The sequence below is a fragment of the Streptomyces sp. NPDC014006 genome (genome assembly GCF_043088925.1).
GTDB lineage: Bacteria > Actinomycetota > Actinomycetes > Streptomycetales > Streptomycetaceae > Streptomyces.
Map to the genome: position 1 here is coordinate 558,813 of NZ_JBICAJ010000004.1, position 12,470 is coordinate 571,282.

General features: G+C 72.1%; 11 protein-coding genes. 9 read left to right on the forward strand and 2 right to left on the reverse strand.

The genetic code is table 11. The annotated features are described in order from the left end of the window. Positions 1-47: 47 nt before the first annotated feature. From ACF1GV_RS17895 to ACF1GV_RS17930, 8 genes are all read left to right on the forward strand, one after another. Positions 48-365 (forward strand): PAAR domain-containing protein, encoded by a 318-nt coding sequence (locus ACF1GV_RS17895; RefSeq protein ID WP_363267810.1) that lies wholly within the window; start codon positions 48-50, stop codon positions 363-365. Further along, positions 365-787: a GPW/gp25 family protein gene (locus tag ACF1GV_RS17900; RefSeq protein ID WP_363267811.1), complete on the forward strand. Its 423-nt coding sequence runs from the start codon at positions 365-367 to the stop codon at positions 785-787. Before ACF1GV_RS17895 ends, ACF1GV_RS17900 begins: the two co-directional genes overlap by 1 nt. Beyond that, on the forward strand, positions 787-2,757 hold the full coding sequence (locus tag ACF1GV_RS17905) for a putative baseplate assembly protein (RefSeq protein ID WP_391681473.1): 1,971 nt from the start codon (positions 787-789) through the stop codon (positions 2,755-2,757). Before ACF1GV_RS17900 ends, ACF1GV_RS17905 begins: the two co-directional genes overlap by 1 nt. 37 nt (positions 2,758-2,794) lie before the next feature. Further along, on the forward strand, positions 2,795-3,358 hold the full coding sequence (locus ACF1GV_RS17910) for a phage tail protein (protein WP_391681478.1): 564 nt from the start codon (positions 2,795-2,797) through the stop codon (positions 3,356-3,358). Positions 3,359-3,362: 4 nt separating this feature from the next. Next, positions 3,363-4,703 carry an NADase-type glycan-binding domain-containing protein gene (locus ACF1GV_RS17915; RefSeq protein ID WP_391681481.1) on the forward strand — a complete coding sequence of 447 codons (1,341 nt, stop codon included), beginning with the start codon at positions 3,363-3,365 and terminating at the stop codon, positions 4,701-4,703. Positions 4,704-6,160: 1,457 nt separating this feature from the next. Beyond that, positions 6,161-6,817: a YeeE/YedE thiosulfate transporter family protein gene (locus tag ACF1GV_RS17920; RefSeq protein ID WP_391681484.1), complete on the forward strand. Its 657-nt coding sequence runs from the start codon at positions 6,161-6,163 to the stop codon at positions 6,815-6,817. Then, entirely contained in the window at positions 6,817-7,233 is a 417-nt protein-coding gene (locus ACF1GV_RS17925) for a YeeE/YedE thiosulfate transporter family protein (RefSeq protein ID WP_363267816.1), read from the forward strand. The genes ACF1GV_RS17920 and ACF1GV_RS17925 overlap by 1 nt, the downstream gene beginning before the upstream one ends. Before the next feature lie 511 nt (positions 7,234-7,744). Then, entirely contained in the window at positions 7,745-8,299 is a 555-nt protein-coding gene (locus ACF1GV_RS17930) for a patatin-like phospholipase family protein (RefSeq protein WP_391681488.1), read from the forward strand. Positions 8,300-8,402: 103 nt separating this feature from the next. Here the strand turns inward: ACF1GV_RS17930 and ACF1GV_RS17935 are convergent, their stop codons facing one another. Then, complete coding sequence (locus ACF1GV_RS17935) at positions 8,403-8,954, reverse strand: DUF6817 domain-containing protein (RefSeq protein ID WP_391681491.1); 552 nt, start codon at positions 8,952-8,954, stop codon at positions 8,403-8,405. Positions 8,955-9,258: 304 nt separating this feature from the next. Further along, positions 9,259-9,744 (reverse strand): hypothetical protein, encoded by a 486-nt coding sequence (locus ACF1GV_RS17940; protein ID WP_391681494.1) that lies wholly within the window; start codon positions 9,742-9,744, stop codon positions 9,259-9,261. Positions 9,745-9,985: 241 nt separating this feature from the next. On the opposite strand from ACF1GV_RS17940, the gene ACF1GV_RS17945 reads away from it, so the two are divergent. Then, the gene (locus tag ACF1GV_RS17945) at positions 9,986-12,304 is read left to right on the forward strand and encodes an LPXTG cell wall anchor domain-containing protein (protein WP_391681497.1); all 2,319 of its coding nucleotides are present in this window, start codon (positions 9,986-9,988) and stop codon (positions 12,302-12,304) included. Positions 12,305-12,470 lie beyond the last annotated feature (166 nt).

Genomic DNA, 12,470 nt, shown 5'->3' on the forward strand with positions numbered 1-12,470 from the left:
GATCCCGTGCACCGTCCGGACGGTCGGACCGACGAAAGGAGCGCCGCATGCCGGCCGCAGCCCGCAGCGGTGACCCCACCAACCATGGGGGCGTCATCGCCACCCCGCCGCCCGGCGCCGCCAGGGCGGTCGTGACCGTGCTCATCGGTGGCCGACCCGCCGCCGTGGCGGGCAGCCTGCACACCTGCGCCGTGCCCCCGCACCTGGCGCTGGGCCCGGGCAACGTGGTCACGCCGGACCCGGCGGCCCTCGCCCGCAGCGGCGTCCTCATCGGCGGGCTGCCGGCCGCGCGCATGGGCGACAAGACCTCGTGCGGGGCGATGATCTCGGCCGGCCACCCGACCGTGCTGATCGGGGGCCAGTGATGAGCGAGCGGTTCATCGGCCGCGGCTGGGCGTTCCCACTGCGCGTCGGACCGACCGGCGGGATCGCCATGGTCGAGCGGGAACGGGAGATCGAGGAGGCCATCCGGCTGGTCCTCGGCACCGCGCCCGGAGAGCGCCCGATGCGCCCCGAGTTCGGCTGCGGCATCCACGAGTACGTCTTCGCGCCCGGCGACGGCGCCACCGCCGGGCGCATCGCCCGGCAGGTGCGCGAGGCACTGGAGCGCTGGGAGCCGCGCATCGCGGTGGACGACGTGGTGGTCGCCTACGACGCGGTCGAGGCCGGGACCCTGTACATCGACGTGCACTACACCCTGCGTTCCACCAACGACCGGCGCAACCTGGTCTTTCCCTTCTACACGATCCCCTCCGAGGAGGGGGCCGAGGAATGGGGCGCCGCCTGATGGCCCTGCCTTCCCCCAACCTGGACGACCGGCGCTTCCAGCAGCTCGTCGACGAGGCGAAGCGGTACGTGCAGCAGCGCGCCCCGGAGTGGACCGACCACAACGTCTCCGACCCGGGCGTCACCCTGATCGAGACGTTCGCCTACCTCGTCGACCAGTTGCTGTACCGGCTGAACCGGGTGCCGGACAAGAACTACACCGCGTTCCTCGACCTGCTCGGCATCCGCCTGTTCCCGCCGGCGGCGGCCGTCGCCGACGTCGACTTCTGGCTGTCCGCGCCGCAGCCCGACACGGTGACGCTGCCCGCCGGCACCGAGGTGACCACGGCCGGCGGCGAGGCGGATGCGGCCGTCACGTTCACCACCACCGACGAACTGCGCATCGTGCCCAGCGAACTGGTCCGGCTGGTCACCGCGCCCCGCACCGGCGAGCAGAGCGACCGCACCGGCGATCTCGCCGAGGGCCGTGACGTGCCCGCCTTCCAGGCGGCGCCGGAGGCGGGCGACGCGCTGCTGTTCGGCCTGCCGACGGCGGTGCCGCGCTGCGTGGTCGCCGTGCGCCTGGACAGCCGCGTCGAGGGCATCGGCGTGGACCCGCGCCAGCCCCCGCTGGTCTGGGAGGCGTGGGACGGCTCCGGCTGGCGGATCTGCGAGACCGGCGAGGACTCCACCGGCGGCCTGAACCGCCCCGGCGAGGTCATCGTGTACGTGCCGGCCGGGCACACGGCGTCCGTGATCGGCGGCGTCCGGGCCGGCTGGCTGCGCTGCCGGGTCACACGGCCGGAGCCCGGCCAGCCGTTCTACTCCGAGTCCCCGACGGTCCGTGAGGCGTCGGTGTTCACCGTGGGCGGCACCATGACGGTCGAGCACGCGGAAACCGAGACCGACGTGCCGCTCGGCACCTCCGAGGGGGTCGCCGGGCAGACGTTCCGCATCGGCCGCCCGCCCGTCCTCCTCGACCGGGAGCCGCCCGTGGTGGAGGTGTCCTCCGCCGACGGCTGGCAACGCTGGGACGTCGTCGAGCACTTCGGCCGCTCGCAACCGGCCGACCGGCATGTCCGGGTCGACGCCACCACCGGCGAGTTCACGTTCCCGCCCGCGCTGCGCGAAGCCGACGGCACCCTGCGCCAGTGCGGCGCGGTGCCGCCCAAGGGAGCCTTCGTGCGGGTGGCCCGCTACCGCACCGGCGGCGGTCCCGCCGGCAACGTCGCCCGTGGCGCGATCTCCGTCCTGCGCAGCTCCGTCCCCTACATCGCCCGGGTCGTGAACCGTGAGGCGGCCAGCGGCGGCGTCGCCGGCGAGACCGTCGCCAACGCCAGACTGCGGGCGCCGGACGCGCTGCGGATGCAGGAACGCGCGGTCACCGCCGACGACCACGAGACCATCGCCCGCCAGGCGGCCCCCTCCCTGCGCCGGGTGCGCTGCCTGCCCGCCGGGGGCGCGGGCGCGGTACGGGTCCTCGTCGTGCCGGACGCGGTCGCCGACGAGGGCGACGACCGGCTCCGTTTCGAGCAGCTCATCCCCTCCGAGCAGGTCCTGCGGGCGGTCACCGCGCAGCTCGACGAACGCCGGCTGATCGGCACCCGGCTCGTCGTCGAACCGCCCGTCTACCAGGGCGTCACCGTCGTCGCCCGGCTCGCCGCGGCGCCCGCCGCCACCGACCGCGTCCGCGACGCCTGTCTCGCCGCCATGTACCGCCACCTCAACCCGCTGACCGGAGGCCCCGACGGCGCCGGCTGGCCCTTCGGCCGGCCCGTCCAGTACGGCGACGTCTTCGGCGTGCTGCAACGCGCCGCCGGTGACGCGCTGGTTGAGGAGATCCTGCTGTTCCCCGCCGACCCCGTCACCGGGCGGCGCGGGGCGCCGACGGACCGCATCGACGTGGCCGCGGGCGCACTGGTCTTCTCCTACCAGCACCAGGTCGCCGTCACCGCGGTGGAACCGCAGGACCGGGGGGAGGTGCGGGGATGAGCGCGTCCGCCACCACCGCACGGACGGGGGACCGCGCATGAGCCGCGCCGCGATACCCGGGCTGCCGAGCAGGTACCCGATCGGCGGACACCTGCCCGCGCTGTACGCCGACGACGACTTCGCGCAGCGCTTCACCGCCGGACTGGACACCGTCCTCGCCCCGGTGTTCGCCACGCTCGACAACCTGCCCGCGTACCTGGACCCGCGGGTGACCCCGGCCGACTTCCTGACCTGGCTGGGGTCCTGGGTGGGCGTCGCCGACGATCCCGCGTGGCCGGTGGAGCGACGCCGCGAGGCGGTCGGCCGCGCGGTGGAACTGCACCGGTGGCGCGGCACCCGGCGCGGCCTCGTCGAGGCGCTGCGGCTCGCCCTCGGTGTGCACGCCGAGGTCGCCGGCGACGGCGCCGCGGTCTGGTCGACCACCCCGGGCGCCGACCTGCCGCCGCCCCCCGCCGAGGTCCTGGTCCGGGTGTGGCCCGAAGACGGCGGGCGGGTGGACCCGGACCGGGTCCAGGAGGTGGTCACGGTCATGTGTCCCGTGCACACCGTCTGCCGGCTGGAGGTCCTGCCCGGCCCGCCCACCGACGACGAAGGGAGGTGACGCCGTGCGCGCCTGTCCGGCATGCGGGGCGTCCAACGACCCCACCGACGACTTCTGCGGCAACTGCGGCGCCTACCTGGGCTGGTCGGACCGCCCGGCCGCCCAGCCGACCGTACTGGCTCCCGGCGAGCCGTCGTCGCCGGACCCCGAGGAGCCGCCGGCGGCCGAGCCGTCACGCGGCGGATCCGCGCCGCGGCCGTCCCCGGCCGGGGCCCCGACGGCCCCGGAGGCCGCCCCGCCGCCGGCGACCGTTGACCGGACCGCGCCGCTCGCGGCCGGTGACCGGTCCCCGGCATCCGCCGGCGCCGACGGCGCAACCCCGTCCGAACCGGACCCGCCGGCCGCGCCGCCCGCCTCCGCGCCGCCTACCGCCGGCGCGTCGCGCACCCGCCGCAGGGGCCACTGCACCGCCGGGGCAGGGGACCGCCCCACGCCCGCCGCCGCGGACCAGGCCGCCGCCGCGCGTCCCGCCCCGCCCCCCGTGACGCCGACGCCGACCGCGCCTGCCTCCCCGCAACCCGTGGCAACGAGCGGGCCCGTGCCCGCGCCCGACCCGGCCCCCGCCCCGGTCCAGCCGGTGCTCCCGGCCAAGCCGGTGGCCCCCCGTCCCGTCGTACGGCCGGTGGCGGCGGCCGACGACGACGTGACGGGGGCGCCCTGTCCCTCCTGCGGGGTGCCCAATCCACCCGGCCGCCGTTTCTGCCGGCGCTGCGCGGCTCCGCTGGACCCCGCCGCACCGCCCGAGGCGCTGCCCTGGTGGCGGGCCGTGTGGCCCTTCCGCCGCGGGGTGCGGTCGGGTTCGGGCAGGGCGGTGCGGCTGCTGGTGGTCCTGGCCGTGGTCCTGGCCCTGTGCGCCGGCGGTCTCCTGCTGCTCCCGGCCGGACGGGCCCTGTTCGAGGACGCGCGGGACAAGCTGGGCAAGGCCCGGCAGGTCACCCCGGAACGAACGACGGCGAGCGCCGAGTCCCCGGGGCACCCGGCGACGAACACCACCGACGGCGTGAGCAACAGCTACTGGGCCGCACCCGCGGCCGGGGCGACGGTGACGTACACCTTCGGCACGCCGTTCCGGCTGGTCGACGTCATCGTCACCAACGGTTCCTCCCCGGACCCGCAGGAGTACGCCGGCCAGGCGCGCGCCCTGCGCATGGACCTCGTGGTGACGACCCGTGACGGCGAGCAGCACCGCAGCGAACTCACCCTGGCCGACAAGCCGGGCCCGCAGACGTTCCCCACCGGGCTCAGCGACGTCCACACGGTCAGCCTGACCCTGCGCTCCCCGGCCGGCCGGGCGCCGGGTCGCCGACTCGCCCTCGCCGAGGTCGAGTTCTTCCAGCGAGCCTGACACGGTCGGCGCAGGGCGACGGCCGTGTGACTGATGGGCGGACACGGTGGAGGGGGATGGGGCCGAGCGAGGCCCGAGCAGCGGCAACCGGCCCGCGCCGCGGCCAGGTCTTGGATAGGACCGTCGTCCTGGAGCCGCGCTACGGACTGAGGGCGGACGACGACGCGCCGCCCGTGCCAGTGAGCCCTACGCGCAGCTCCTGCTGACCTCACGCCGGGCTTTTCAACCAAGCGGTGAGCCGGGCCCGCCAGCCGCCCTGCGTACCCGGACGGACCGGCACCGGCTTCGTTCGAGGCGTCGGCTCCGCTGTGCGTGCGTCTGCGCGCGGCGCCGGTGCGCACGTGCACCGTTCAGGGGTCGGGACGTCGGCGAGCACTTGCTCAACATGCCGTCCACAGCCCTCGTAGGTCGCCTTCCGGCACGACCCGCAGACAGCACGTTGACACATGGTTTCCTCCATTGGCGCTGATCCCGATGTACGGACCAGTAATATCAACAGTTTCGTCACAGCTGGACTTCGCTGGACTTCACACACTCGCCACAAAGGGTGCCCGCATGTACACGGCCTCCACGAACAGCTGACCGACGTCAGCAAAAGGTCCGTTCATGAGGCTGAGTCAGCACTCAGGAAAGCCCGTCGCCGCTGTCGAAATATCCAACCATGAGCGACATGAAGACCTAAACCCCGCACGGCCATTGTCACCCAGCGGTGCCATGTGCTCACGGTCGGATGTGGAAGGGAAGTTGCTCATGACACCGAACCGATGCTTCGATCACGCCCGGCCGAGAAACGGAGGCCCTTGACAGCGACATTGACAGGCCATCACCGCGTCACTCTTGAAATCGTCGGCCCGACGCGGCAAAGGCATGAACCGAGAACGGCAACCGCCTAACCGAACAGGTGGTGTGCGCCGGTCAGAAGGGAGCAACGTGGGTTGCTCGCACGCCGCAGGATGCCCCCTCTTCCCCTTCCTCAGGGCGAGTCTGCAGGGCTGGCGTGACTACTACTGCGACAGCGAAAATCACTGGCTGGGCTGTGCGCGCTACCAGATGTCGCTCACCGGTGAGCGTGTGCCGATCAGCCTGCTACCCAACGGCGCCCGCGCGCGGCACCTCGAAGATCCGGCCACCGACACGGGATGCTCCGGCGCCACCGACCCGGGGCAGGGACCCCGGCGGACCCAGCACTCTGCGTGGTCGGAGCAGGGCGCGTCCTGGCAGCAGGCGGCACCCTCTCGGCCACCACAGCCGGCAGGACCTGCCGCCGCGGAACCACATGCCGGCACCTGGTTCGAGCCGACGCCGGCAACCGCGCCGACCCCGGTCCCGCCCCACCGGACATCACCGTCTCCAGAGTTTCCCCAGCCCCTGAACCAACCGTCACGGCACGCGCGCCAAGACCCCCGCCCGAAGCGCGGCTGGTGGGCTCGATTCACCGAATGGATGGGAGGCCCCGCATGAGCGGCTACTGGCCTTGGTGGGCCGGCGCTGCCGGGCTCGCCTTGATCACGATCAACTACGCCCTCACCACGGACCGGTCCTTCGGCGTGTCCTCCGCGTGGGATCGCGTTCTGCACTGGCGCAGGGAACGGCGCCTGGAGCAGATGGACGAGGAGTTCACCGACGACCGTGCGCTGGCTGAGGCCCTCGCCGCGGCAACGGCGGAGCACTTCGGCACCAGCCCCGGCGTCCCCACGGCGCCGCCGGCGGCATACGGGGCACCACAACCGCTCGCAACGGACCCCGAACCGACGGTGAGTGAGGACACACCGGTCACGAGCACTGGTCCTGCCCCGTTGGTGACCCAGGCTGCCCTGCTGGTGTCCATCTTCCTCGGCGGCTTCATCGCCGCGGTCACCTCCGGACGGTTCCACCTCCGCTTCGACATGGGCCCGGGATTTCGGGACGTGGTCACGGCCGATCCGATCACCATGCTCGTCCTGCTGTTCGTCGGTGGCGTCCTGGTCGGCTTCGGCACCCGGCTGGCCGGCGGGTGCAGCTCCGGCCACGGCCTCAATGGCTGCGGACGTCTGCGCCCGGTCAGCCTCGTTGCGACCGCCGTGTTCTTCGGTACCGCCGTCGCGGTGTCGTTCCTGCTGTGGAAGGTGATCTGATGCGTACCAGAGGCGCGATTTTGCTGGCCAACATCATCACCGGCCTGGCCCTCGGCTTCACCGTCTCCAATATCGGGTTCGGCGACTACGCCGAGCTGAACCGCATGTTCACTTTCCAGGACCTGCGCATGCTGCTGTCCTTCGCCGGCGCGGTCGTGATCATCATTTGCGCGTTCGCCCTGCTGCGCGTCCGCCGCACACCGGGACGCATCCACGCCGGTGTGATCCCCGGCGCGGTGCTTTTCGGGACGGGCTGGGCGATCTCCGGCGGATGCCCGGCCATCCCGATCGTCCAGGTCGCCGGCGGATACCTGCCCGCCCTGGTCACCATCATCGGCGTCACTGTCGGCATCCGGCTGTGCCGCTGGGCCAACGCCCGATACTTCCACCTCGACCGCGGATCCTGCGGTCTGTAGCAGGAAGCGCCGGATTTCCAACCATGCTTGGCCGGCATCCGCACCGCCTGCGAGAAGCAGAGCAACGCAAAGCCGATGCCGACCGCCAAGACGGCAACGCCGTTCCCTGCGGGTTCTCTCAGCAGAAGCCAGGATGCCGCTGCGATCAGAAGCGGAGCTCCCGTTGCCGGCAAGCCGGTGTCTTCGCCTGGAGGTACTGCGGGCCATGTCCAGCGGGGAGAGCACGTCGTGGCGGCGGATCTCCTTGAGCATCACGGGCGTCTTGGCACCGCACGGACGGCCGGACTGACGGCGGGCCGACGGAGCTTCGGGGTCGACCTGGGTGAGGCCGACCTCATCGTGGGCACCTCAGCCGGGTCGCCACCGGGCAGGACCCGGCCGCCTCGCCACGGTCCGGCGCTCCGCCAACGCCTCGTCCGCGCCGTACCGCCGCCCCGACCCGGCAGTGACGGGCGCGGTGTTCGCCGTCCTCGGCGAGCCGGGCCTGGATCCTGCCGATGCCCGTCGTCGGGTGGGCAGCATCGCTCTGGAAACGGTCGACGCGCAGGCGGAGAACGAGCTGATCGCCCAGCACACCGCACTGATCGCCGCCGACAGCTGGCCGCGACGCCCTCTGCTGATCCCGGCCGTCGACGCCGAGAGCGGCGAGCCAGTCGTGTGGGACGCCGCCGCGGGCGTCCCACTGGTCCGCGCGGTCGCCGCGTCCAGCGCTTTCCCGGGGATTGAGCCCCCTGTCACCGTCGACGGCCGCCGCTACCTGGACGGCGCCCTGCGCGCCGGCACCAACACCGACCTGGCGGCCGATGCCCGCACGATGGTGGTCGTCGACCCGCTCGCTCACGGCCACCCACACCCCACGGCCGACGGCGCCCAGATCCTGGCCCCCGATCCGGCCGCGGTGCGCCTCCTGGACGCCGAGCAGAGCGACCCTGAAGCTTGGGAGGCCACCTACCAGGCGGGCAGGGCCCAGGCCGGCGCAGCAGCGTGTTCCTCGACGGCCCGAACTGCGGCTTCTCGCGCGATCACGTGTGCAGCATTCCGTACCGGCGCCTCTGCCGACCAGTGAATTCGCACGGTCCAGCACCACGGACGAGGGGCCTGTCCGCCGGGACGGAGCAGATCAACGCCGGCCAGACGGTCGATGCCCGTGACGCACAGGCCCGGCGCAGCTACGGGCGGGCGCCGGGCCCGAGTTGCCGGGTGCAGGCGGCCCATGCCGCGGCGGAGAGCAGGTCGCGCGACCGGGTGAAGAGGCCGTACAGGGCGGCGCCGTACCGGGCGGCCAGGTCCTTGTTGTGCGCGAGGACGTCCAGTTCGTTGGCGGCGGTGATCTCCATGAAGGCACGCAGGTCGGCGTCGCAGGGGGTCTGCTCGTCTCCGGTGAAGCGGTCGCGGAGGACCACTGGAGCATCCCCGCCGAGGAGCGGATATACGGCGTCCCGGTCGCAGCTGCCGTAGAGGTGGACCAGCGCTTCGGCGCGCTCGCCGATGAGGTCGGCCAGTGTGGCGCGTTCGGTGGTCCGGAGGAGGGCCTGGCCGAACCCGTCGGTGCCGTAGGCGGCGTGGCACAGTCCAGCTGCCTGGACGTCGAGATCGGCACCCCATCCGCCCAACAGTCGTGTGACGCGCATGAGATGGGCCAGCAGCGTGCCGCCGGGGTGGGGGATGCGGTCGGCGCCGTGGTCGCGCAGGAAGTCCTCGACGTGGGTCCAGGGGGACACGGATTCACTCGGGCTCGTCGTCACGTCAGGAGTCATAGCCGTGACGCGACGTCCGCAGCAACCCGATTCGGGGCGATGTCCCCGCCAGGTCCCGACCACCCGGAAGCACTGGGAGACGACAAAGGGCGCGTCGCCGACGACCGCGGTACGCCCCCCAGGAACTCGCCCACGCCCTCGCTCCGGAAGAACTCCTCGTGGGCCACCTGACGCGCGGCGGCATCGCGGTAGCACGCGTCCCTGGGCGCAAGCGAAGTCGTCGGCACCACCCGCTGCCGGGCGAGTCAGCCGGGCCGTGTGCCGGCGGTCACCGCTCACCCCGGGCCCACTCCGCGAATTCCTCCACCACGTTCCTGAGCCGCCAGTCGGCCTCCTTGGTGAAGATGCCCCGCAGTTCGGCGACGGGGACCGCGGCCGGCCGATAGTCCTCGTCCTCATAGAGGTCCTCGTGGTCCGGGTCCTCCATCGGATCGCCAGGGACCCCCACGAATGGGCCCTCCCACACCTCCGGGTCGTCCGGAGCGCCGGGGTTGTGCTTCCACACCGCTCCGGCGCGCACACACACCTCGCCGAGATACCAGGCGGGAACGGTGACCTCGGTGGTCTGCCGGGCGGCGCGCACCTGCGCCGCCGTGCCGAACCGGGCCCTGACCACTGCCTCCAGCCGGTCGACCGACTCCGGCGAGAAGTCCCAGACACCCGGGTAGGCGGCACTCCACGCCGGGAACGCGGCCTCTTGCTGGCGCAGCCACGCGTGAAGCCGGGGGTGGTCCGTCCACTGCTGCTCGCTCATGCCGACAGCGTACGGGCCGGGCCGAGGGTGTGGCCAAGCCCCTGCCGAACCCGTCTCGAGAGCGTTCTCAGGCGTAACCAACTTGTAGAAAAGGGAAGTTGAGCGCGACGCGGGCGGGAAAACCTTGGGTTCTTGTGCGTCGGGTGACTAGCGTGTCCGCTCGACGCCGTGAGCACGGGGGCCCTGGCGTCGCACCGTTTCCTCCCCACCGGCTCTGGGCTCCCGGGGAAGACAGATTCGAGTGAATCATCCGAACAGCAGACGCGGCGGGCGCATATGGGCGCGCGCGGCCGTCGCGCTTGCCACCGTCGGGATCCTCTCCTTCAGCGGCCTGCCGCAGCTTCAGGGTACGGCGGACGCGGCCGTCCGGGCGCAGCGCTGCGACGAGATGTTCGACCTGACCGGCACCACCCCGACCGACCCGGCCGACCTGCCGTGGGTGGGCGGGGACGCGGTGCGGCCCGAGGCCGACTGGGACACCTACGGCTACACGAACCAGCGGATGGCCATGAACGGCCTCACCTTGCCGGACGACAAGGAGCAACGCGACGCGATCCTGGACAAACTAACCAAGCCCTACAAAATGTACGCCGAGGGCACCAAGGAGCGCGTCTACGCCACCTACAAGAACTACCTCCAGCGCAACGGAGGCACCGACACCAAGTACGGCGGCTTCCAGAACTGGCTGCAAGAGGCCTACATAGACGTGTACGGCCGCAATCCGCGCGGCAACGCCTTCCACGCCAAGATCGTCAAGGACCTCCGGCTGACCGGGCCGGACTGGATCTGCGAGGAAACGGTCACGGTCACCGACCCGGAGACGAAGCAGTCCTACAAGCGGCGGTTCGACGCCTTCAACCGCAGGACTCAGGAAGCCGTCGAGATCAAGTCCGGCGGCAACCACGACGCCAGCCAGGCCCCGAAGGACCGGGCGTTCCTGAAGGACCCCAAGTACAAGGACTTCAAGCTCCGGTACGCCTTCGGTGAGACGCAGTCCGAGGACACCCGGCGGTTCACGGCCGGGCTCAAGCAGCTCGCGGGCTCCGGCCGGGTGAGCACATACGAGCACATCGCCACGCCGGAGCCGGAGTACACCCCGGGCAAGTACACCGCTCAGGACACCTCCAAGAGCATCGGCCGCGGTTCCGAGGTCGTACGGGAGTCGCCGGGAACCGCCGAGGAGATGGCGCAGCGCAACGCGCGGATGCGCGCCGGCGACCCGCAGGGCCTGCGCGGGCGCGGGCCGGGCGGCGTGGACTTCTCGACCCTCGAACTGCGCTATGTGGGCAAGCCGGTCAAGGGCCAGGGCCTGAACTACTCGTTCGGCGCGAAGAAGGTAGACGAGTCCGCCGGCCTCGGCTACGGCGGCAAGGAGAAGGCCCAGCTCATCTCGGACGGTTTCTTCACCTGGCTCGCGCTGACCCCGGACCGGTTCTGGGTCAACCTCAACCCGGACCAGCCCGACCGGATCATGGACAAGACGTTCGGCAGGACCGACGCCGGACGCGTCCTCCTCCAGGCCGACCTGGAGATGAAGCACGACTTCGCGAGGGACATGGACCCCCGCACCGGGGTGGGCAAGAAGCTCTTCGACACGCTCGCGGCGGAGAACATCCCCTGCACTCACGGCGTGCGGAACTGGATCGTGCCCAAGCCGGCGGTGGTACGGGAACAGGAGGGCGGCCTGTACATCCTGGACGCCCCGCTGCAGGTCAACTCCGTGCCGCAGGAGGTCAAGACCCCGAGCCCGAACGGTCCGTGCAACCTCACCGAGGCCCAGCACAAACGGGTACAGCAGCTGATGGACTCGTTGATCGTGCCCGACATCGAGAAGAAGGTGAACACCGGCGCCGCGTACGCCGACCTGCGCCGCGTCTACAGCGCGCGGGTCGCGGCCGAGTGGATCCGCCGCCAGGACGCCGCGTCGCCGACGGACTACCACGCGATCGTCAACAGCAACAAGGTCACGGACTGGCCGCTGCGGGGCAGCAACCGCTCCTGGACACCCCAGCAGACGTACAAGGACTACGTGAAGTCCTTCACCGAGGGCGACTACAGCTACCCGTGCGAGAAGGCCGGCCAGCCGGCCACGTGCGTGTCGGGCGGTGTCGACTTCTCCAAGGCGCCGAAGAAGAACATCGACAAGGCGCAGTTCCGCACCCAGCACACCTATCTCCCGCGCACCACGGAGATCTCCGTCAAGGCCATGACGGACGATGCCGAGAACAAGGGCCTGCTCGCCCTCGGCGGCAACACAGCCGCGCACACCGGGACCGGCGGGGGCACCCCGACGCCCACACCCACACCCACACACAAGCCGACACCGACCCCCAGCGGCGGCTCGTCGACTCCTGCGGCCACGCCCACCCCCAGCGCCGGGCACACCGCCCAAGGCGACGGCCACCAGCCGCCGTCCGCACCGCCGGGCGACAACGGCGGCGGGGGCGGTCTGGCGAACACCGGCACCCAGATCGCGGGCGTCGCGGCGGCAGCAGTACTGCTGCTTGCGGCGGGCGCGGGACTCGTCTGGTGGCGCCGCAGGTCCACCGGCACACGCTGATCCGACCGGACCGATGAGTCTGAGGGGGGTGGGGGCGGCCCCCGCGGCCCCCCCCCCCCCCCCCCCCCCCCCAAACACCCCCCCCCCCCCCCCCCGCGGCGCCCCCCAAGCCACCCAGAAACACACACCAAGCCACCACCCCCCCCCCACAGGGCAACACGAAGAA

What these genes read in the sequence shown, in the direction of transcription:
- ACF1GV_RS17895 (WP_363267810.1), top strand. Translation starts at nt 48, where the DNA reads ATGCCGGCCGCAGCCCGCAGCGGTGACCCCACCAACCATGGGGGCGTC.
- ACF1GV_RS17900 (WP_363267811.1), top strand. Translation starts at nt 365, where the DNA reads ATGAGCGAGCGGTTCATCGGCCGCGGCTGGGCGTTCCCACTGCGCGTC.
- ACF1GV_RS17905 (WP_391681473.1), top strand. Translation starts at nt 787, where the DNA reads ATGGCCCTGCCTTCCCCCAACCTGGACGACCGGCGCTTCCAGCAGCTC.
- ACF1GV_RS17910 (WP_391681478.1), top strand. Translation starts at nt 2,795, where the DNA reads ATGAGCCGCGCCGCGATACCCGGGCTGCCGAGCAGGTACCCGATCGGC.
- ACF1GV_RS17920 (WP_391681484.1), top strand. Translation starts at nt 6,161, where the DNA reads ATGAGCGGCTACTGGCCTTGGTGGGCCGGCGCTGCCGGGCTCGCCTTG.
- ACF1GV_RS17925 (WP_363267816.1), top strand. Translation starts at nt 6,817, where the DNA reads ATGCGTACCAGAGGCGCGATTTTGCTGGCCAACATCATCACCGGCCTG.
- ACF1GV_RS17940 (WP_391681494.1), bottom strand. Translation starts at nt 9,744, where the DNA reads ATGAGCGAGCAGCAGTGGACGGACCACCCCCGGCTTCACGCGTGGCTG.